The organism is Pseudomonas sp. fls2-241-R2A-110 (genome assembly GCF_030209165.1).
Taxonomy (GTDB): Bacteria; Pseudomonadota; Gammaproteobacteria; order Pseudomonadales; family Pseudomonadaceae; genus Aquipseudomonas.
In genome coordinates this window covers 1-21,864 of the sequence record NZ_JARVSN010000003.1, presented here as the reverse complement: position 1 = coordinate 21,864, position 21,864 = coordinate 1, and the positions used below count along the sequence as shown (strand labels likewise).

At 58.2% G+C, this 21,864-nt stretch carries 17 protein-coding genes; 14 read left to right on the top strand and 3 right to left on the bottom strand.

The annotated features are described in order from the left end of the window. From QRN31_RS01405 to QRN31_RS01365, 9 genes are all read left to right on the top strand, one after another. Nucleotides 1-1,407 (top strand): NAD(P)/FAD-dependent oxidoreductase, encoded by a 1,407-nt coding sequence (locus QRN31_RS01405; protein ID WP_285429686.1) that lies wholly within the window; start codon nt 1-3, stop codon nt 1,405-1,407. 30 nt (nt 1,408-1,437) lie between these two features. Then, nucleotides 1,438-1,779 carry a cupin domain-containing protein gene (locus QRN31_RS01400; protein ID WP_285429684.1) on the top strand — a complete coding sequence of 114 codons (342 nt, stop codon included), beginning with the start codon at nt 1,438-1,440 and terminating at the stop codon, nt 1,777-1,779. 69 nt (nt 1,780-1,848) lie between these two features. Beyond that, on the top strand, nt 1,849-2,934 hold the full coding sequence (locus QRN31_RS01395; protein ID WP_285429683.1) for a polyamine ABC transporter substrate-binding protein: 1,086 nt from the start codon (nt 1,849-1,851) through the stop codon (nt 2,932-2,934). A gap of 466 nt (nt 2,935-3,400) precedes the next feature. Further along, complete coding sequence (locus tag QRN31_RS01390; RefSeq protein ID WP_285429682.1) at nt 3,401-4,849, top strand: serralysin family metalloprotease; 1,449 nt, start codon at nt 3,401-3,403, stop codon at nt 4,847-4,849. 75 nt (nt 4,850-4,924) lie between these two features. Further along, nucleotides 4,925-5,350 carry an AprI/Inh family metalloprotease inhibitor gene (locus tag QRN31_RS01385; protein WP_285429681.1) on the top strand — a complete coding sequence of 142 codons (426 nt, stop codon included), beginning with the start codon at nt 4,925-4,927 and terminating at the stop codon, nt 5,348-5,350. Nucleotides 5,351-5,508: 158 nt separating this feature from the next. Next, nucleotides 5,509-7,284 (top strand): type I secretion system permease/ATPase, encoded by a 1,776-nt coding sequence (locus tag QRN31_RS01380; RefSeq protein ID WP_285429680.1) that lies wholly within the window; start codon nt 5,509-5,511, stop codon nt 7,282-7,284. Then, a complete protein-coding gene (locus tag QRN31_RS01375; protein WP_285429678.1) occupies nt 7,281-8,630 on the top strand; it encodes an HlyD family type I secretion periplasmic adaptor subunit in 1,350 nt (449 codons plus the stop codon). The genes QRN31_RS01380 and QRN31_RS01375 overlap by 4 nt, the downstream gene beginning before the upstream one ends. 2 nt (nt 8,631-8,632) lie before the next feature. Further along, the gene (locus tag QRN31_RS01370; protein ID WP_285429676.1) at nt 8,633-9,997 is read left to right on the top strand and encodes a TolC family outer membrane protein; all 1,365 of its coding nucleotides are present in this window, start codon (nt 8,633-8,635) and stop codon (nt 9,995-9,997) included. Between the two features lie 136 nt (nt 9,998-10,133). Beyond that, nucleotides 10,134-11,987 carry a polyurethane esterase gene (locus QRN31_RS01365; RefSeq protein WP_285429675.1) on the top strand — a complete coding sequence of 618 codons (1,854 nt, stop codon included), beginning with the start codon at nt 10,134-10,136 and terminating at the stop codon, nt 11,985-11,987. A 114-nt stretch (nt 11,988-12,101) separates the two neighbouring features. Here QRN31_RS01365 and QRN31_RS01360 read toward each other — a convergent pair whose 3' ends face one another. Next, nucleotides 12,102-12,326 (bottom strand): YgdI/YgdR family lipoprotein, encoded by a 225-nt coding sequence (locus QRN31_RS01360; protein WP_285429674.1) that lies wholly within the window; start codon nt 12,324-12,326, stop codon nt 12,102-12,104. A 236-nt stretch (nt 12,327-12,562) separates the two neighbouring features. Here QRN31_RS01360 and QRN31_RS01355 point away from each other — a divergent pair, with 236 nt between their 5' ends. The 3 genes from QRN31_RS01355 (at nt 12,563) to QRN31_RS01345 (ending at nt 17,473) form a co-directional block, all read left to right on the top strand. Further along, nucleotides 12,563-14,167, top strand: a complete 1,605-nt coding sequence (locus tag QRN31_RS01355; protein ID WP_285429892.1) for a VRR-NUC domain-containing protein — start codon at nt 12,563-12,565, stop codon at nt 14,165-14,167. Next, on the top strand, nt 14,164-16,443 hold the full coding sequence (locus QRN31_RS01350; RefSeq protein WP_285429673.1) for an ATP-dependent DNA helicase: 2,280 nt from the start codon (nt 14,164-14,166) through the stop codon (nt 16,441-16,443). The genes QRN31_RS01355 and QRN31_RS01350 overlap by 4 nt, the downstream gene beginning before the upstream one ends. A 127-nt stretch (nt 16,444-16,570) precedes the next feature. Then, nucleotides 16,571-17,473, top strand: a complete 903-nt coding sequence (locus QRN31_RS01345) for a zeta toxin family protein (protein ID WP_285429672.1) — start codon at nt 16,571-16,573, stop codon at nt 17,471-17,473. Here QRN31_RS01345 and QRN31_RS01340 read toward each other — a convergent pair. After that, nucleotides 17,454-18,209, bottom strand: coding sequence for a DJ-1/PfpI family protein (locus QRN31_RS01340; protein ID WP_285429671.1), 756 nt, complete (start codon nt 18,207-18,209; stop codon nt 17,454-17,456). The two genes, QRN31_RS01345 and QRN31_RS01340, sit on opposite strands and share 20 nt — an antisense overlap. Before the next feature lie 146 nt (nt 18,210-18,355). On the opposite strand from QRN31_RS01340, the gene QRN31_RS01335 reads away from it, so the two are divergent. Then, complete coding sequence (locus QRN31_RS01335) at nt 18,356-20,278, top strand: hybrid sensor histidine kinase/response regulator (protein WP_285429669.1); 1,923 nt, start codon at nt 18,356-18,358, stop codon at nt 20,276-20,278. Nucleotides 20,279-20,389: 111 nt separating this feature from the next. Further along, nucleotides 20,390-20,926, top strand: coding sequence for a hypothetical protein (locus QRN31_RS01330; protein ID WP_285429668.1), 537 nt, complete (start codon nt 20,390-20,392; stop codon nt 20,924-20,926). 55 nt (nt 20,927-20,981) lie between these two features. On the opposite strand, the gene QRN31_RS01325 is transcribed toward QRN31_RS01330, so the two are convergent. Beyond that, nucleotides 20,982-21,458, bottom strand: a complete 477-nt coding sequence (locus QRN31_RS01325; protein WP_285429667.1) for a PA2171 family ribosome-binding persister protein — start codon at nt 21,456-21,458, stop codon at nt 20,982-20,984. Between the last annotated feature and the right edge of the window lie 406 nt (nt 21,459-21,864).

Sequence of the window (21,864 nt, the reverse complement as noted above, 5' to 3'; positions counted from 1 at the left end):
ATGTCGGCGTGGCGCACAATCAGTTTGTGGATGGATCAACTCGACGAGCCGTTGCTGGCACGTCCCGCGCTGGAGCGCGATCTGGACGTCGACGTGGCGATCATCGGTGCCGGCTACACCGGTCTCTGGACTGCGTATTACCTCAAGCGCCAGGCGCCCAGCCTGGAGATTGCCATTGTCGAAGCGCAGACCGCCGGTTTTGGCGCTTCGGGCCGTAACGGCGGCTGGCTGATGGGTAACCTGTTGGGCGAAGACCGCCTGCTGGCCGAGTTACCCGCCGAACAGCGCCGCGCGTCTTTCAACTTGCTGCACAACATTCCGGATGAGGTCGAAATTGTCATCGAACGTGAAGGCATCGACTGTGATTATCTGAAAGGTGGGGTGCTGTACTGTGCGGCCCGTTATCCCGAGCAGGAAGTCAGCCTGCGCCTCTATCTGGACAAGCTCTACAGCCAGGGCCTGACGGAAAGCGACTATCGCTGGCTCAGTCCCGAGCAACTGGCGCAACAGATCAGAGTTGCCAAGCCTTATGGCGGTATCTATGCACCGCACGTTGCGACCATTCACCCGGCAAAGTTGGTGCGAGGACTGGCCAGAACGGTGGAGCGCATGGGCGTCAAGATTTATGAAAACAGCGCGGTCACCCAATGGCAATCGGGGTCGTTGCGTACAGACAAGGCGCAGGTCCGCAGTCGCTGGATCGTCCCCGCCGTAGAAGGGTACGCAACGACGTTGCCGCCACTGGGCCGCTATCAGCTACCGGTGCAAAGCCTGATGGTGGCCACCGAGCCATTGTCCGCCGCGACCTGGGACGAAATCGGTCTCAGCCGCGGCCAGGCGTTCAGCGAAAGCAGCCGTCAGGTCACTTACGGCCAGCGCACGGCGGACAACCGATTGGTGTTCGGCGCCCGTGGCGGTTATCAGTTTGCCGGCAAGCTACGGCATGACTTCAACCTGACCACCCATGAGGTGGATCTGCGGCGCTACCTGTTCAGCGAGCTCTTCCCGCAGCTCAAGAATGTGCGGATCACCCATGCGTGGGGCGGCAACCTGGGCATGTCCCGACACTTCAAGCCGCACATGCTCTGCGATCACGCCAGCGGCATTGCCTTGTCTGGCGGTTATGGCGGGGAGGGCGTTGGTGCCAGCAACCTGGGCGGCAGAACGCTGGCCGATCTGATTCTGCAGCGTGATACCGAATTGGTCCGCCAGCCGTGGGTCGTGCCACAAGGACGTCTCGAGACGCTCAGGACCTGGGAGCCGGAACCCTGCCGCTGGCTGGGCTACAACGCGATCATCCGCAGCTTCGTCCACGAAGACCAGACCCTGGCCAACCCGGCCACTGCCCCGTGGCGTCGCAAGCTGGCCAGCAAGGTGGCGGGGTTCATGGAAGGTTTCATGCAGTAAACGGCGTTTTCTCAAACCACAGGTAATCCCATGAGCATCACGCAATTCAAAAACACCGCAACCTTGAAACTGCAAGAGTCGAACCCGGTCGCCGTGCCATTGGGAACGCCCGTGGCAGTGGCTTCGACCACCAGCGTCGAGCGCGACGATGGCGTCGAAACCGGCGTCTGGGAATGTACGCCCGGGCGCTGGCGGCGGCAGATCGTTGCCCAGGAATTCTGTCACTTCATTCAAGGCCGCTGCACCTTTACCCCGGACGGCGGTGAAACCCTGCACATAGAAGCCGGTGACGCACTGATGTTGCCAGCCAACAGCCTCGGCATCTGGGATATCCAGGAAACCGTGCGCAAGACCTACGTTTTGATTTTTTGATTTTTGATCCTTTGATTACCTGCCAATAGCGCTCCAACAAAAACAAACAGCCCATACAGGAATCGACTCATGATCCGAAAGACACTGACTCTAGCCCCCCTTGCGCTCGTTGCGTCCCTCAGCCATGCGGCCGACACCGTCAAGATTTACAACTGGTCCGACTACATTGCCCCCGACACCACTAAAAACTTCCAGAAAGAAACCGGCATTGCCTTCAGCTACGACGTCTACGACAGCAATGAAACCCTCGACGGCAAGTTGATGACCGGTAAATCCGGGTATGACGTGGTGTTCCCGTCCAACCACTTCATGGCCCGGCAGATTCAGGGGGGCGCGTTGAAGAAACTCGACAAGAGTCAGTTGCCGAACTGGAAAAATCTTAACCCGGTATTGCTCGCCGCGTTGCAAACCAACGACCCCGGTAACGAACATGGCTTCCCGTACCTGTGGGGCAGCACGGGCATCGGCTACAACATTGCCAAGGTCAAAGCCGTATTGGGTGATAACGCGCCGGTGGATTCCTGGGATCTGATTTTCAAACCCGAGAACATGGCCAAGCTGCAAAAGTGTGGCGTGGCGATCCTCGACAACGGTCCGGAACTGCTGCCGGCCGCGCTGAATTACCTGGGGCTGCCGCATCACAGCAAAAACCCGGAAGATTACAAAAAGGCTGAAGCGTTGCTGATGAAGGTTCGGCCGTATGTCAGCTATTTCCACTCATCCAAATACACCAGCGACCTGGCCAATGGCGACATCTGCGTGGCCGTCGGCTTCTCTGGCGACATCCTGCAAGCCGAGAACCGTGCCAAAGAAGCCAAGAACGGCGTGGACATCGGCTACTCGATTCCCAAGGAAGGGGCCGCGATCTGGTTCGACATGGTCGCCATGCCCGCCGATGCTCCGGACGACAAGGCCGGCTATGCCTTCATGAATTACCTGCTACGCCCCAACGTCATGGCCGACATCAGCAATTACGTGCACTACGCCAACGGCAATGAACAGGCCGACAGCCTGATCGACCCTGCCATCAAGAACGACACCAAGGTTTATCCAAGTCCGGAAATGATGGGCAAGCTGTTCGCGCTGGAGGCGATGCCGCTGAACATCGATCGAATTCGCACGCGGGTGTGGAACAAGATTCGTACGGGCAGCTAAGGGCGGCAGGCTGACAACGCTGTGGATTCCTTGCCTCCTTTCAATGGTCAGGAGGCAATGGAATGCCTTACTACTCGAATGCTGGTCGCCTGCGTATTGGCCGTTTCCAGAATCCCTATCAAATATAAATAAACTGATATCAATTCACTGGCACTGATACTAATAAGTCCGAAAAAACCGAGACGCCTTAGTCATAAAGCAACTTAGGTCTATTTAATATTTAAATACGTAATTGTCAGACAATCTCCCCGAAGCCCCCTGTTTACAAGATTATTTCGACAGCGCACGCATTGTTTCCGGGTACTTGCTGGAACAACACAATTTGACGTCAAAAAAACAGTAGACGTTTGATTTCGAATTGTGTCAGTTTTCTTTCGCCTTCATTGGGCGAGTGATAGGACGATCTCGCCAGAGATTGTCGCTATCTGAAAAAAACTGTTCCATTGCTAAACAAGGAAGTGTGTTTATGTCTAATGTAAAAGACAACGCTGTCGGTCTTGCCGAACAGGCCTTTTCACCATTGGCTGCACCGAGTTCGGCTTACAGTCAGATCAACAGTTTCAGCCATCAGTATGACCGGGGTGGCAATCTCACGGTCAATGGCAAACCCTCCTATTCCGTCGACCAGGCAGCGACCCAATTGCTGCGCGATGGCGCTGCCTACCAGGATAAGGATGGCAGCGGCAAAATCGAACTGACCTACACGTTCCTGACCTCGGCATCGTCGAGCACCATGAGCAAGCACGGTATTACCGGCTTCAGTCAGTTCAGCTCGCAACAAAAAGCCCAGGCGGTGCTCGCCATGCAATCCTGGTCTGACGTTGCAAATGTCACCTTCGCCGAAAAGGCCACAGGCGGCGACGGTCACATGACCTTCGGCAATTACAGCGGTGGTCAGGACGGCGCAGCGGCGTTTGCCTATCTGCCTGGCACGGGTGCAGGTTACGACGGTTCATCGTGGTACCTGACTAACAGCAGCTACACGCCGAACAAGACCCCCGACCTGAACAATTACGGGCGTCAAACCCTGACTCACGAAATCGGTCACACCCTGGGCCTGGCCCATCCCGGCGACTACAACGCTGGTGAAGGTGCGCCGACCTACAATGACGCCTCCTATGGGCAAGACACCCGCGGCTACAGCGTCATGAGCTACTGGAGTGAAAGCAATACCAGCCAGAACTTCAGCAAGGGCGGTGTCGAAGCCTATTCGTCCGGGCCGTTGATGGACGACATTGCCGCGATCCAGAAACTCTACGGTGCCAACACCACCACCCGCACCGGTGACACCACCTACGGCTTCAACTCCAACGCCGGTCGCGACTTCCTGAGTGCGTCTTCGTCGTCGGACAAGGTGGTGTTCTCGGTGTGGGATGCGGGTGGCAAAGACACGCTGGATTTCTCCGGTTTCACCCAGAACCAGAAGATCAACCTCAATGAAGCCTCGTTCTCCGACGTGGGCGGCCTGGTGGGCAACGTGTCCATTGCCAAGGGCGCAATCATCGAGAACGCGATTGGCGGTTCGGGCAACGACCTGCTGATCGGTAACGGCGTGTCCAACGAGCTGAAGGGCGGTGCCGGCAACGACATACTCTACGGCGCGGGCGGTGCGGACAAGCTGTGGGGCGGTGCTGGGTCGGACACCTTTGTGTTCGCGGCCAGCAGCGATTCAAGACCAGGGGCTTCCGACCAGATCCTCGACTTTGTCAGCGGCCTGGACAAGATCGACCTGACCGGCATCACCAATGGCGCCGGCCTGCATTTTGTGAATTCGTTCACCGGTGCGGCGGGCGATGCGGTGTTGACCTCCTCGGGTGGTAACAGCCTGTTGTCGGTGGACTTCTCCGGACACGGCGTGGCTGATTTCCTGGTCAGCACCGTTGGCCAGGCGGCGTTCTCGGACATCGCGGCGTAATGTGAGGCAAAAGGAGGGTGGCGCCGATGCGCTGCCCTCTGCGCAACAAACCTGCAAGCCGGAGTACAACAACCTATGGCTGACAAGGCCTTGATCCGTCGAACAACCGCGTGGCTTCTGGCGACGTTCATGATTTTTATTGGAGAGACCGCCATGGCAAGTAGCTTGAAATTGACAGATCCCTCGGAATTGGCTGGCAAATGGCAGGCAACCTTGAGTGCCAGGGATAACTCCTCAGAGTCCCTGGTTTTGCAGGACGAACAGTCCAAGGTGTGCATCATCGACTTCCAGTTGCAGCAGACACTGGGTGACGGTGCAGAGTGTTTAAGCGCATGGCTGGCGGGTGAAAAAGCGATCGGTTGGTTCACTGAGCCGGACGGTATTGCGATTACCGGTAACGAAGGTTCAAAGATTCTGTTTCTCAGCCGCCAGCGTGACGGCTCTTATACAGCCATATTGAAATCTGCTCTGGTCATAACACTTGTGCGTCAGGCGCAGTAATAAACAGACAGCGGTCATTATGTGATAAGCCCTAAACCAGATTAAAAGTTGTTATTGGTTTGTAAGCGCTAGTGCGTCAAACCTATAGCCGCCTCTGCACGAACAGTTACTGGAAACTTCGTCAGGTATGACGGGGAATAACACCTCAGGAAGAACCCATGAAGATGGCAAAGAGCCCAGCCACCGCACCACTATTAAAAGCCTTGGGCGACTACAAGAGCATCCTGATCAGCGTAGGGTGTTTCACCGCGTTAATTAACGTGTTGATGCTGGTTCCGTCGATTTACATGCTCCAGGTCTATGACCGCGTGCTGTCTTCGCAAAACGAAACGACCCTGGCCATGTTGTCGCTGATGGTGGTCGGGTTCTTTGTCTTCATCGGTTTGCTGGAGATCGTGCGCAGCTTCATCGTTATTCGCATCGGCAGCCAGTTGGAGCGGTGCTTCAATTTACGGGTGTATCAGGCCGCGTTCGAACGCAACCTGTTCAAAGGCGAAGGCAACGCCGGGCAATCCCTCGGGGACCTGACCCACATTCGCCAATTCGTCACCGGCCCTGCGCTGTTCGCGTTCTTCGACGCGCCGTGGTTTCCGGTGTACCTGTTCGTTATTTTCCTGTTCAACGTCTGGCTCGGCGTCTTGGCCACTGCGGGCGCGGTGTTGCTGATCGGCCTGGCATGCCTCAACGAGGCGATGACCAAAAAGCCGCTGGGGGAGGCGGCGGGTTTTTCCCAGAGGTCGAGCCAACTGGCGACCAGCCACCTGCACAATGCCGAAACCATTCAGGCGATGGGCATGCTCGGGGTGTTGCGCAAGCGTTGGTTCCAGGTGCACTCGCGCTTCCTCGGTCTGCAGAATCAGGCCAGCGACACCGGCGCTGTCATCAGTTCCCTGAGCAAAACCTTGCGCCTGTGCCTGCAATCCCTGGTGCTGGGCCTGGGGGCGTTGTTGGTCATCAAGGGCGACATGACCGCCGGGATGATGATCGCCGGGTCCATTCTGATGGGCCGCGTCCTCAGTCCAATCGATCAGTTGATTGCAGTCTGGAAACAATGGAGCGGCGCCAAGCTCGCTTACCGTCGTCTTGATGAGTTGCTGCAAGCTTTTCCGCCGAGTGACGAGGCAATGGCCCTGCCGGCACCGAAGGGGCAGATCAGCTTCGAACAGGTCAGTGCCGGTCCACCGGGGCGGCGCGGCGCGACCTTGCACATGGTCAATTTCAGCCTGGGTGCCGGTGAAGTCATGGGCGTGCTCGGCGCCTCCGGCTCCGGTAAATCGACTTTGGCGCGGGTGCTGGTCGGCGTCTGGCCAACCCTGGGCGGCACCGTACGGCTCGACGGCGCCGACATTCATCGCTGGAACCGCGACGACCTCGGCCCGTACATCGGCTACTTGCCGCAGGACATCGAATTGTTCAGCGGCAGCATCGCCGAAAACATCGCCCGGTTTCGTGAAGCCGATCCGCAAAAAGTCGTCGAGGCCGCGCAACAGGCGGGCGTGCATGAGCTGATCCTGCGTATGCCACAAGGCTACGACACGGTGCTGGGCGAGGACGGCAGCGGTCTGTCCGGCGGTCAGAAACAGCGGGTGGCCTTGGCGCGTGCGCTGTATGGCAATCCGAGCCTGGTGGTGCTCGATGAGCCCAATTCCAACCTCGATACCGTGGGCGAAGCCGCCCTGGCTGGCGCCATCGCGCACATGAAAGCTCGGGGCACCAGCGTGATTCTGGTGACACATCGTTCTTCGGCATTGGCCCAGGCCGACAAATTGCTGGTGCTCAACGAAGGCCGTTTGCAGGCCTTCGGCCTTAGCCAAGAGGTGCTCAAGGCACTCTCCGGTGCTCAGGAACAGCAACGTGAAAAAACTGCGCAAGCACCGGGCGGGCTCAACATGAGTCGCCAGTATCAGCCCACGACAAGGAATTCGGGTGTATGAGCAGCGCACGCATGAACACTGAAAACGAAGCGACGATGGAACACGATTACATCACCGCACGCCCGGAGCGCGATGCGCGTTTCTTCGCTCGCATGGGCTGGGTCCTGGCCATCGTCGGCGCCGGCAGTTTCTTCACCTGGGCCAGTCTAGCGCCGCTCGATCAAGGCATTCCGGTGCAAGGCACGGTGGTGGTGTCGGGCAAGCGCAAGGCCGTGCAATCGATGAGCAGCGGCGTCGTCAGCCGGATTCTGGTGCGCGAAGGCCAAGTGGTGAAGCTCGGCCAGCCGCTGTTCCAGCTAGACCAGACCCAGGTCGCGGCCGACGTGCAATCGTTGCAGGCGCAATACCGCATGGCCTGGGCCAGCCTGGCGCGCTGGCAGAGCGAACGCGACAACCTCAAGCAAGTGAATTTTCCCGCTGAACTGAGCAACGATCCCGATCCACGCCTCGCGTTGGTCCTCGAAGGCCAGCGGCAATTGTTCAGCAGCCGCCGTGAAGCATTTTCCCGCGAGCAGGCAGCCTTGCGCGCCAGCATCGAAGGTGCCGGCGCGCAACTGGCCGGCATGCGCCGCGCACGCACGGACCTGACGGCACAGGCCAGTTCACTGCAAAAACAGTTGAGCAATCTGCAGCCCCTGGCGGACAACGGCTACATCCCGAGTAACCGGTTGATGGAGTATCAGCGTCAGCTGTCGCAAGTTCAGCAGCAATTGGCGGAAAACACCGGCGAAAGCGGGCGGGTGGAGCAGGGCATCATTGAATCGCGCCTGAAGCTGCAACAGCACATTGAGGAGTACCAGAAAGAAGTCCGCACCCAGTTGGCCGACGCGCAACTCAAAAGCGTGACGCTGGAAGAACAACTGACTTCCGCCGGCTTCGATTTGCAACACAGCGAGATCATCGCCACCGCCGACGGCATCGCGGTCAACCTTGGGGTGCACACCGAAGGCGCGGTGGTGCGTCAGGGTGAAACCTTGCTGGAGATCGTGCCCCAAGGCACGCGGCTGGAAGTGGAAGGGCACCTGCCGATCAATTTGATCGACAAGGTTGGCACCCACTTGCCGGTGGACATCCTGTTCACCGCGTTCAACCAGAGCCGTACACCGCGGGTCCCAGGCGAGGTCAGCCTGATCTCCGCCGACCAGATGGTCGACGAGAAAACCGGTGCGCCGTACTACGTGCTGCGCAGCAGCGTCAGCGATCAGGCGATGGAAAAACTCCACGGCCTGGTGATCAAGCCCGGCATGCCGGCGGAAATGTTCGTGCGCACCGGTGAACGTTCACTCCTCAACTATCTGTTCAAACCGCTGCTCGACCGGGCAGGCTCCGCGTTGACCGAGGAATAAGGATGTTCGGCTGTATGAATAAGCTTTCCATGCTCGCGGCAACCCTGGCGTTGCTGACGTGCGACAGCGTGATGGCCATGGGGCCGTTCGATATCTACGAGCAAGCGTTGCGCAATGATCCGGTGTTCCTCGGCGCGATCAAGGCGCGCGATGCCGGCCTTGAGAACCGCATCATCGGCCGGGCCGGCTTGTTGCCAAAATTGGGTTACAACTACAACAAGGGCCGCAATACGTCCAAGGTCACCTATCTCAACGAGCGCGGGCAAAACCAGAGCGATGACCGCAACTACAACAGTTACGGCTCGACCTTGACCCTGCAACAACCCTTGATCGATTACGAGGCCTACGCGGCGTATCGCAAAGGTGTGGCGCAATCGTTGTTTGCCGATGAAGCGTTTCGTGGCAAGAGTCAGGAGCTGCTGGTGCGCGTCCTGGAAAACTACACCAAGGCGCTGTTCGCCCAGGATCAGATCGACATTGCCCTGGCCAAGAAAAAGGCCTTCGAGCAGCAGTTCCAGCAGAACGAGCAAATGTTCCGCCAGGGCGAGGGCACGCGCACTGACATTCTTGAAGCCGAGTCCCGTTACGAGCTGGCAACCGCCGAGGAAATCGAGGCGCGCAACGAACAGGACGCGGCCTTGCGTGAACTGGGCGCGCTGATTGGCGTGCAGGCCATCGACATCACCGACCTGGCCCCGCTGGCCCAGAACTTCCAGACGTTCAGCCTGCAACCGGCCAATTACGACACCTGGCACGAGATGGCCGTGGCCAACAACCCGAACCTGGCCTCCCAGCGCCAGGCGGTGGAAGTGGCGCGTTATGAAGTCGAACGCAACCGCGCCGGGCACTTGCCTAAAGTCAGTGCCTACGCCTCGGTGCGCCAGAACGAATCGGAAAGCGGCAACACTTACAACCAGCGCTATGACACCAACACCATCGGCATCGAAGTCAACGTGCCGCTGTATGCCGGCGGCGGGGTGTCGGCGTCGACCCGTCAGGCCAGCCGCACCATGGAACAGGCCGAATACGAACTGGATGGCAAAACCCGGGAAACGTTGATCGAGCTGCGCCGCCAGTTCAGTGCCTGCCTCTCGGGTGTGAACAAACTGCGCGCCTATCAAAAAGCCCTGACGTCCGCCGAGGCGCTGGTGGTCTCGACCAAACAAAGCATTTTGGGCGGTGAGCGGGTCAACCTCGATGCGCTGAACGCCGAACAACAACTGTTTACCACTCGCCGGGATTTGGCCCAGGCAAGGTATGACTACCTGATGGCGTGGACCAAGTTGCATTACTTCGCCGGCACCTTGAGCGAACAGGATCTCGCCAAGGTGGACGAGGCGTTCGGACAGGGCCCGAAGACTCGATAGCGATTTGGGGCGAGGCTCGATCGCATCACATTTGGGTAAAGGCTACAGGCACTGAATGCTCCGGGGCGCTTTGTGAAGGAAGCGTCCTGGTTGTGAGCTATCTCTGACAATTCCAACAAAAAGAGAGGCAATACCAATGGGTGTGTACGACTACAAGAACTTCGGCGCAGCAGATTCCAAAGCGTTATTCACTGACGCGATGGCGATCACGCTGTATTCCTACCACAACCTCGACAACGGCTTTGCCACTGGTTACCAGCACAACGGCTTTGGTCTTGGGTTGCCGGCGACACTGGTCACTGCGTTGCTGGGCGGCACCGATTCCCAAGGGGTCATTCCCGGCATTCCATGGAACCCCGACTCGGAAAAAGCCGCACTGGATGCCGTACAGAAAGCCGGCTGGACGCCGATCTCCGCCTCGCAACTGGGCTATGACGGCAAGGTCGATGCGCGCGGAACGTTCTTCGGTGAGAAAGCCGATTACACCAGTGCGCAGGTGGAGATCCTCGGCAAGTACGATGCGCAGGGGCATCTCACTGAAATCGGCATCGCCTTTCGTGGCACCAGCGGTCCCAGGGAAACCTTGATCAGCGACTCCATCGGTGACGTGATCAACGATCTGCTGGCGGCGTTGGGTCCCAAGGATTATGCGAAAAACTACGTTGGCGAAGCCTTCGGCAATTTGTTGGGCGATGTCGCGGCGTTTGCCCAGGCCAATGGCCTGTCGGGCAAAAACATCCTGGTCAGTGGCCACAGCCTTGGCGGGTTGGCGGTCAACAGCCTGGCGGACTTGAGCACCGGCAAGTGGGGCGGGTTCTACCAGGACTCCAATTACATCGCCTATGCGTCGCCAACCCAGAGCAGCACCGACAAAGTGCTCAACGTCGGTTACGAAAACGATCCGGTGTTTCGTGCCCTCGACGGTTCGTCCTTTAACCTGTCGTCGGTGGGTGTGCACGATGCCCCCAAGTACTCCACGACCGATAATATCGTCAGCTTCAATGACCACTACGCCTCGACGGCGTGGAATGTGCTGCCGTTCTCCATCCTCAACATTCCTACGTGGATCTCGCACCTGCCCACCGCCTATGGCGACGGCATGAATCGGGTCATCGAATCGTCGTTCTACGACCTCACCGGCAAAGACTCGACGATCATCGTCGCCAACCTCTCGGACCCGGTGCGCGCCACGACCTGGGTGCAGGACCTGAATCGCAACGCAGAAACCCACAAGGGCAGCACCTTCATCATCGGCAGTGACGGCAATGACCTGATTCAGGGCGGCAAGGGCAATGACTATCTGGAGGGCCGTGACGGCAACGACACCTTCCGCGATGCGGGCGGCTACAACATCCTGCTCGGTGGCAAGGGCAACAACGTGCTGGACTTGCAGCAGTCGGTTAAAGGGTTTGAGTTTGCCAACGACGGCGCCGGCAACCTGTACGTGCGCGATGCCCATGGCGGCATCAGCATTACCCGCGACATTGGCAGCCTTGTCACCCAGGAACCGGGGGGCTTGTGGGGACTGCTCAAGGATGAGGTGACCCACAGCGTGACGGCAAGCGGGCTGGTGGCGGGTAATAACCTGACACAGTACGCGTCCTCGGTGAAGGGGGGCACGGGTGCCGATACGCTCAAGGCCCAGGCGACAGGCGACTGGTTGTTTGGCCTGGACGGTAACGATCATCTGATCGGCGGCAAGGGCAATGATGTACTGGTGGGCGGGGCGGGGAACGACCTGATGGAGTCGGGCGGCGGGGTCGATACGTTCCTGTTCAGCGGCGCGTTCGGTCACGATCGGGTGCTGGGCTATCAAGCCAACGACAAGCTGGTGTTTCTCGGGGTGCAGGGCGTGACGCCCAGCGATGACTATCGCGCACATGCCACGGCAGTGGGGCACGACACGGTGCTGACGTTTGGTGCTGATTCGGTGACGCTGGTCGGGGTTGGGCTGGACAGTTTGTCCGGCTCAGGGATTGTGATTGCCTGATAGTTCTGTGGCGCCGGTAGGGGCCTCATCGCGGGCAAGCCCGCTCCCACAGGTTGCAAGTCGAATGCATAACTGTGGGAGCGAGCCTGCTCGCGATGAACGATAACGCGGTTTTCAGTCTTCCTTGCGAACCGTCGCCACGTCGTTGGCGTTGACCTTCACCTTCGCGCCGGAAATGTCCTCAAATTCGTAAAAGCCGTCCTTGGACTTGGTTTTCGGCATGTCCTTGGTCAAATACTGGGTGCCGTTCTGCAAGGTCACGACCGTGGGTGTAGAGCAACCGGCCAGCGCCAGAAAAGCTACCGCGGCCAGTGGCAAACTCAGAATCCTGATATTCATAAACACCTCTAACAATGCAAAAAAAAATCGTCTATGTCGGTTGGTGCCGTGGAACAAAGGAAAGTTCGATAACCAGCGCAAATTGCCAAATAGCGCCGCCGCTTATCCCTTTCCGTTTGCACCGGGTACGCCTTGGCTGGTATCTGTACGCATAACCAGTACTCACTTTCCAATGGCGCTGTTTTTCTGTGACTGAAAATCCGCTCGACGATCCGTTCTATTACTTGAACAACTTCATGCAAGTGCTTGATTGGCTTGAACACCGCTATGGCGATGTGCTCAGCGTCGAGGAGCAGGCCTTCGTCCAGGATTTCCGCCGACAACCCCGCGAGTCCCGCGCACTGCTGGTCAGGATGGTGATGCGCAAGGGCGTGCATTTCAGGGCCGGCAAACTGAACTACCTGGAAATTGGTGACATTGCCCGTGCTGCCGAGCCGTTGTTGGCGGCAGGCTGGATCGACGAACACTCGCCCTTGCCGATCGCGGAGCTGTTCGAGGTGCTGCTCAAGGCGGAAATTCTCCAGTGCTTTGGCACGCTCATCGAACAGCCCAAAGGCAAGAAGTCCGATTGGCTACCGCCGTTGAGCGAACAGTTATGCGATGCCCGAAGCTTCAACCAATGGTGCCCGCAAGTCGATGACCGACTGTTTACCTTGACCATCATGGGCCTGTGTGACCGATTGCGGTTGATGTTTTTCGGCAATCTTTATCAGGACTGGTCGGAGTTCGTGCTGGCCGACCTCGGCATTTTTACCTATGAAAAAGTCGAGTTCTGCGCCGAGTCCCGGGGCCTGCGCTGCCGTGAAGACGTGGACGCCTGCGTATTCCTGCACCAATGCCAGCAACGGTTCGAGGCGGGTGAGGCGGTGGCGGACATCGTCGAGCAAGTCAACGCGCTGGAACTCAGCAACCCGTGGCTGCAACGACGCCGGGGCAAGCTGTTGTTCCAGATCGGCCAGCACTGCGAACGCCTGGCGGATTTCTCCACCGCGCTGACCATTTACCGCGACTGCGCCTATCCTGGCGCACGGGTCCGGCTGATTCGAGTGTTGGAGCGCTGTGGTGAGTATCAACTGGCCATGGACTTGGCGACTGACGCAGAACAAACGCCTGAAAGCGCGGCCGAGCATCAACATCTGTTGCGCGTGCTGCCCAGGCTTCGGCGCAAACTGGGCGGTCCGGCGATGAAACGGCCAGCGCCTCGGGACATGCAGCGCCTGGACCTGCAATTGCCCAGAATCGATCCAGCGCTGTCGGTGGAATATTACGTGCAGGCCCATCTGGCGCAGGATTTGGCGCCAGTGCATTACGTCGAAAACAGCCTGATCAACTCGCTGTTCGGACTGCTGTGCTGGCCGGCGATCTTTGCCCCGTTGCCAGGCGCTTTTTTTCACCCGTTCCAGCGCGGGCCGGTCGATCTGCTCAACGAGGACTTCCATGCGCGTCGGGCCGGGTTGTTTGAGGCGTGTCTCGCCGAACTCGATGACGGGCGCTACGTACAAACCTTGCGTGAGCGCTATGTCGCCAAGTGGGGCGTGCAGTCGCCGTTCGTGTTCTGGGGCGCGTTGAGCCAGGAACTGCTGGACCAGGCCCTCGATTGCCTGCCGCCCGAGCACCTCAAGCACTGGTTCAATCGGCTGTTGCTGGACATCAAGGCCAACCGCGCCGGCATGCCGGACCTGATCCAGTTCTGGCCGCAAGACAAGACCTACCGCATGATCGAAGTCAAAGGCCCCGGCGATCGCTTGCAAGACAACCAATTGCGCTGGCTGGAGTTCTGTCACGAACACCAGATGCCTATCGCCGTCTGTTACGTGCAATGGTCGGAGCAAAGCGCTTGAGCTACAGCATCGCGGTGCGGGCGTTGTGTGAATTCACCGCCAAGGTCGGCGACCTGGACCTGCGATTTACCCCGTCACCCACGGCGCTGGAAGGCATCGTCGGGCACCGTACCGTCGCTTCACGGCGCAGCGAGGGTTATCAAAGTGAAGTTGCCCTTGAAGGCCTGTACCGAACCTTGACGGTGAAGGGCAGGGCAGACGGTTACGACCCAGCGCAAAACTGCCTGGAAGAGGTCAAAACCTATCGCGGCGACCTGAGCAAACAGCCGGCCAACCACCGCCAGTTGCACTGGGCACAAGCGAAAATCTACGGCTGGCTGATGTGCCAGAAGCTGGAACTGGCCCGGATCAATCTGGCGCTGGTGTACTTCGACATCGTCAGTGAAAAGGAAACCTGCCTGGTCGAAGCCTTCAGCGCTGCGCAACTGCAGCAGTTTTTCGAACATCACTGCGGGTTGTTTCTGCACTGGGCCGAGCAGGAAATGGCCCATCGCGATGCGCGCAATCACGCGGCGCAGCAGTTGGCATTTCCCCATGCCAGCTTTCGTGCGGGGCAACGGCATCTGGCTGAGTCGGTGTTCAAGGCGGTCAGCACGGGACGCTGCCTGATGGCTCAGGCGCCGACCGGAATCGGCAAGACCCTGGGCACGCTGTTCCCGATGCTCAAGGCCCTGGCGCCGCAGCAACTGGACAAGGTGTTCTTTCTTACCGCGAAAACCCCGGGGCGCAAACTGGCGCTGGACGCCGCGCAAGTCATCCTTCAAAGCACCGCTGCGCCACCGTTGCGGGTATTGGAGATGATCGCCCGGGACAAAGCCTGCGAACATCCGGACAAAGCCTGTCACGGTGAGTCCTGTCCGTTGGCCCAGGGGTTTTATGATCGGTTGCCCGCCGCTCGCCAAGCTGCCAGCAAGCTGAGCCTGCTCGACCAGGCTGCCGTTCGCCAGGTTGCCCTGGCGCATGAGGTTTGTCCTTATTACCTGAGCCAGGAAATGGCCCGTTGGGCAGACGTGGTGGTCGCTGACTACAACTATTACTTCGATTTCAGCGCGCTGCTGTTCGGGTTGGCGCAGGCCAACAACTGGAAAGTCGCGGTGCTGGTGGATGAAGCCCACAACCTGGTCGAGCGCGGCCGGCAGATGTACAGCGCCAGTCTCGAACAGTCGACCCTCGATGGCGTGCGAAAAAACGCTCCAGAGGCGCTGAAAAAGTCGTTACAGCGGGTCAATCGAGAGTGGAATGCCCTGCACAACCTGCAAACGGCGCCGTATCAGGCGTACGACAAGGCACCGGAAAAACTGCTTCAGGCGTTGTCTTCATGCAGCGCGAGCATTGGCGATTATCTCAACGATCACCCCCAGGGCCTGGACAGCGCCTTGCAGGGTTTCTACTTCGACATGCTGCAGTTCTGCCGGGTGGCCGAACTCTTCGATGAACAGTTTCTGTTTGACATCAGCAAGCGTGACCTCGACCGCAAGCGTCACCTGTCCCGACTGTGCCTGCGCAACGTGGTGCCCGCCGGTTTCATTCGCCCACGCCTGACGGCCGCACGCAGCACGGTGATGTTCTCCGCCACCCTCAGCCCTCGGCATTACTACGCGGACCTGCTGGGAACCCCGACGAACACGGTGTGGATCGATGTTGAATCACCGTTCCATGCCGACCAGCTGAAAGTGCACATCGTCAGCCAGATATCGACCCGATACGTCCACCGCCAAGCGTCGCTCGAGCCGATTGTCGAGTTGATTGCACAGCAATTCACCCAACGCCCGGGCAACTATCTGGCATTTTTCAGCAGCTTTGATTATTTGCAGCAGGTGGCGCAGTTACTGGCCGAACGACACCCACAGATCACTCTGTGGTCGCAGTCCCGGGGCATGGCCGAAGATCAGCGTCAGGCTTTTCTCGATCAATTCACGGCGCACAGCCAGGGTGTCGGTTTTGCCGTGCTGGGCGGAGCCTTTGGCGAAGGCATCGACTTGCCCGGCGCACGCCTGATCGGCGCGTTCATCGCCACGCTGGGGCTGGCGCAACTCAATCCGGTCAACGAACAATTGAAGCACCGCATGGCCGCCATCTTCGGCGCCGGTTATGACTACACCTACCTGTTTCCAGGGGTACAGAAAGTGGTGCAGGCGGCGGGACGGGTGATCCGCACGCAACAGGATCAAGGTGTGGTGATGCTGATCGATGACCGGTTTGGCGAGAGTAAGGTCAGGCAGTTGCTGCCGCGTTGGTGGGCGGTTGAACAAGCGCCTTTTCACTCTATGGCGTAGGAATTTTTACTTTAAAAACAACGACATATCTTGAAAGACACGCGCATTTGAACAAACGCTGAAACAGGGCTTTATTCAGAGGGCCGGCCATCACTTTCCGCCGGCTCTTTGATAAGGAAATCAAGGTATGTCAGTCGCGCCAAATTACACCTACACCCCTGAGCAGGTCACTGCAGCGTTCAACGAAATCAAAGCGACGCTGTTTCGCGGTATCACTGCCGAGCAAACGCCGAAAATCCTGGTGGTTGCCGGGCTTCAAGGGTCAGGCAAAACCTTCCTGCTGGAAAAGCATCTGTTGCCTTCAAAGCGCTACGACAAATACGTTCGTCTCTACCTGCCCGAATACCGACAGAAACATCCTCAATACGCAGAGATGATCAAACTCGGCGTCTTGCACGCCTACGAGCACACGGCAGCCTTTGTAGAGGAAGTCAGCAAAAAGATCTTCACTGAAGCCTTTACGCTCAAATACAACATCATCATGGAGTGTGCGTTCGACAGAATCGCTTTCGCCACGTTTCCACCCCTGGCCACAGCAGCAGGGTATCAATTCGAAACGCATATCGTCGGCTGTACGCAGGAATTCGCCCACGTATCGAGCATCAAGCGGGCACTCAAGAGCCTGGAAAATCGGGAACTCGAACGCTTTGTCAGCTACGCGGACCTTGATGCCAGCATGAGTCTTGCACAAGCGATCATCCTGGCCTGTGAGGTCGCCTCCAAAGCAGTCGACGGCTCACAAATCACCTTGTATGAGCGCGGGCCTGGAGCGTTGAAAGAGCGCCTCCAGCGTGCTCATTTCAGCTACTCAAAAGCTGACGTTCCCGCATCCACGCCCTCCACGGCACCGACGCCGAACAGCACCTACGCCAACATCATCAATAACCATGTCTGCACCCATCGAGAACGTGACGAGATGGTAAAAGACTGCCATTTGGCGTTGCTCAAAGCCCAAACCTACGCCCAGTTTGTCCCTGACGTTGTCTACAACGATTTGTACGCTTACATCGTCAAATACGTTTACCGATAAGAAGTCGGACCCATTCAGCGGCGAATCGGTGGCAGTCTCCTGGCCAGCGAGCGGTCAGCAACTGACCATCACGCACGACAAAGCCTCGATGGGGTTCGTCCGCTGAATCACGGAGCGCCAGCAACGGACCTCGCTGAAAATGCGCAGGGCTGGCGAGGGCGCCCGTGACCTCTGCTTCAACGGTTTGCGGATAGGTCCGGTAATAGCGTCCAAGCCAAGGGGCGGTGATTATCCAGGCCGGCAACTCCATGGTGCTGGCCAGCAGGGCAGTGACGTTGCGTCCGTGCAACACCGAATGCCGGGTATCCGGATTGATGGTACGAGCCAGTAACAACACGCCGTGACACACCGCAGCCACGGGTTTGTCAGCCTTGAAAAAATGCAGGGCGATCCGTTGCGCCCGGTCTGACTCCAGCAGACTGCGCATGCCTTTGGCATGGCCGCCCGGAATCAGCAGTCCGTCGTACTGATCGCAGTCGACGTCGGCATAGGCCATCGGTTGGCGAAACCATTTGTCTTCGATCATGCGGGCGTAATGGGCAAGATCGGTATCACGGGTCATCAGCAAAGGGTTCAACGGACCGAATCCAATGTTCACCAGGCGTGAGTCGGCGTAGGCAGGTAGACCTTGGGGTGTTGCAAAGCGCACTTCGATACCGGCCTGGCGCATGGCTTGCCACACGACGCTGCTTTCGGTGGGATCGTAGTCAGACGTGGGTAACAGAATCAGAATCATCGGAGTGCCTTGTATCGGCCGGGGTGGCAATTGGCGTCGAGAATAGGCTGTGCGAGCGTTATGCTCCAGTTCTCAACCGTTTTCGTGCTTCCCAAACCCACGGTTTGTCGCATACTCCATAACAATGATAATCACGGGTGTGATCGATGAGTGATAACCAGCCCAGAACCTATTCCGTCGAGGAGATGCGCTTTCGTCTGCTGATCGATGCCGTGGTGGACTATGCCATCTACATGATTGATCCAGACGGCATCATCACCAGCTGGAACGCTGGCGCCAGGCGCTTCAAAGGGTATGAGGAAGCGGAGATTCTTGGCCAGCACTTCTCGCGCTTCTATACCGAAGAAGATCGCCAGGCCGGTTTGCCACAACGTGCGCTGGACACGGCAATTCGTGAGGGGCGTTTCGAGGGCGAAGGCTGGCGTGTACGAAAGGACGGCACGCATTTCTGGTCGCACGTGGTGATTGATCCGATTATCGACCCATCGGGCAAGCTGTTGGGTTTTGCCAAGATCACCCGCGATCTGACCGACCGCAAAATGGCCGAAGAGACCCTCAAGCAAAGCGAGCAGCAGTTTCGCTTGCTGGTGCAAAGCGTCACAGATTACGCCATCTATACACTCTCCCCGGATGGCCGCGTGACCAACTGGAATCTGGGCGCCCAGCGCATCAAGGGTTATCGCCCCGAAGAGATTATTGGTCAGCATTTTTCGCTGTTCTACACCCCTGAAGACCGAGCGGCCGGTGAGCCGCAACGGGCGTTGGAGATCGCAACGCGCGAGAAGCGCTTCGAAAACAAAGCCTGGCGCGTGCGCAAGGACGGGACACGGTTTATGGCACATGTGGTGGTCGACCCGATTTGGGGCGATACCGGCACGTTACTCGGCTTTGCCAAGATCACCCGTGACATCACCGAGGCTACTCAGGCGCAGCACGACCTTGAGCTAGCCCGCGAGGCGTTGTTCCAGGCGCAGAAGATGCAGGCCATCGGTCAACTCAGTGGGGGGATTGCCCATGACTTCAATAACCTGCTGACCGTCATCCTCGGCAACCTGGAAATCGTGCGCAAGCGCGTGGGTGACGACCCGAAAGTCACCCGTCTGCTGGATAACGCGACTCAGGGCGCCATGCGCGGCGTGTCGCTGACCCAGCGCATGCTGGCGTTTGCGCGACGTCAGGAACTCAAGTTCGAATCAGTCGATTTATCCGAGTTGGTGCAAGGGATCAGCGGACTGTTGCGTAGCTCGCTCGGGCCTTCAGTCATGCTGGAAACACGCTTTGAACCCGGGCTCGTCCCTGTCATGGCCGACCTCAATCAGCTCGAGCTGGCGGTGTTGAACCTCGCTACCAATGCCCGCGATGCCATGCCCAAGGGCGGTCAAATCGTCATCAGTGCCAAGACGGCAGACGCCTGCGACCAATCCGCCTTGCATCTGGCGCCGGGCGATTATGTTTGCCTCAGTGTCAGCGATTCGGGTGAAGGGATGGATGAAGCCACGCTCGCGTCGGCGAAAGACCCGTTCTTCACCACAAAAGGCATCGGCAAAGGTACGGGGCTGGGGTTGTCGATGGTTCATGGATTTATCGAACAGCTGGGCGGGCGATTCATTCTCAAGAGCAAGAAAGACGTCGGCACGACCGCCGAGCTCTGGATACCTGCCGCCACGACCGCGTCGGTGGTCAAATCCGTCGTGGAGTCGGCGCAGCCGCCTCCAGTGGAGCAGTTGTGTGTGTTGGTGGTGGACGATGACAGCCTGGTGCTGACCAGCACCGTCCTGTTGCTCGAGGATCTCGGGCACCGGGTCATCAGTGCGACATCGGGGGCACAAGCACTTGAGCAGTTTGATAACGAGCCGAACATCGACTTGCTCATTACCGACATGGCCATGCCGCAGATGAATGGCGCGCAACTGGCTCAGGCCATACGGTTCTTCAAGCCCGGCCTGCCGATTATCCTCGCCACAGGGTATGCCGAGCGCCTGGAAGGCTTCGCCACTCAGCTTCCGCGCTTGTCCAAACCCTTTACCCAACTCAACCTGGTGGAAGTCATCGCCCTGGCCATGAAGTGAGCAGCGCTCAATGTGCCGCTGGAAGAGTACAGGGGAGGGCGCTCTGAGATCCGGCTGAACTTTGCCTGGGTACGTTTCTTCTAAACGTTTTCCCAGACTCATGTGATTGTCGTGCCAAGAATACTGACCGAACCGCCGGCTGAAGAGGCCCTGACCGAACACAATGCGAAGATGTTCGGCTCACCCAAGGAACGCCTGGATTTTTACCGCCGGGAAATCCAGTACGAAACCAGCATCCTCGCCAATCGAACCGACGCTTATCTGGCTGCGCAATCGTTTTTGGTGATTGCCTTTGCTTCCTGCATGTCCAACCTCAACCCGGAGTGGGGAAAACTCTTCACGCTGGTGGTACCGCCGTTCCTGGCGTTACTGGGGCTGCTCAGTTCACTCAACGCCTGGCCGGGCATCCGGGCCGCCTATGACATCATCGATCATTGGCATTTCAAACAGAGTGAATTGCTGCGCGCCGAGCCTTTGATGGGGTTGGCTTACGATGAATCGCCGCTGTTCAGCGAGATGGAATCGTCCCACAAGGGGTATCGCAAGTCGTTGCTGTTTTCCGTGCGCACGCCGTGGATTTTTGCCACGTTCTGGGTGCTGCTGGGCTGCTACGCGGTGTACATCCAGGTCACCAATCCCGGCGGTTGATTTGCGCAATAAAAAGGCCCGGCTGTTGCCGGGCCTGGTGAATCAATGCACTTCATCACGCTGCCATGTTGGACGCGCTCAGTTCTTTCTTGTATTGAACCTTGAGCGTTTCCATCTGTGCACCCAACTCATCCAGAGTAGCGTTGCCCAGCAGCTTCTTGGCTTGCGGGAACATTTCCGTTTCCTCTTCCTCGATGTGGTGCTCCAGTAATTCCTTGACCACTTTGACTCGACCTGCGAATTCCGGGGTAGAAGGGTCAGTGACTTTCAAGTCGGGCAGTACCAGCGAATCAACGGTGCGATGTTCTTCCTTGGCTTCGTAGTACATGACCTCTTGTTCCTTGCCGCCCGCTTTTTTGAACGCGGGGTACAAGACTTCCTCTTCGAGACGGGTATGGATGGCGATCTCCATTTCAAGCTTGGCCAGCAGTTCGGTGCGTTTTTTCACGCCCCGTTCGGTGGACTCGCTTAGTTGGGTCAGGATGCCTTTTACGCGTTCATGGTCGGCTTTCAACAGGTCGATGGCGTTCATGGTCGAATCTCTCAGGTAATCATTGGGGGGGCGCTATCGGTCTCAAGGCCGAAGTCGCTTCCTGTCCTTGAGCATTTGTCGTGCCTGTTTTCTAGTTCGAATAATTTTGATGTAAAACAATGAGTTAAGCGTGCTGCTGGAGAATTGTATTCGTGCAGCCTGCATGAGTCTGGAGTTTGATTCATGCACTTCGCGGCACTAAAAAGCCCGGCAATCAGGCAAAGTTTTGGGGTTGGGTACATATCCGTTTTTTGGGTAACGGCGGCTATTGGTTCCGCCTTTACGGCGGGTCACTTGGAAGAGCCTGCGCGGCCCGGCGCCAAGTAACCAAGCGCTTGCGCCCCTGACGTCCGGTGCCTCGCCTAGGCTCGGCATTCCCTCACTCCGGTCCTGCTCCGTGGGCCCG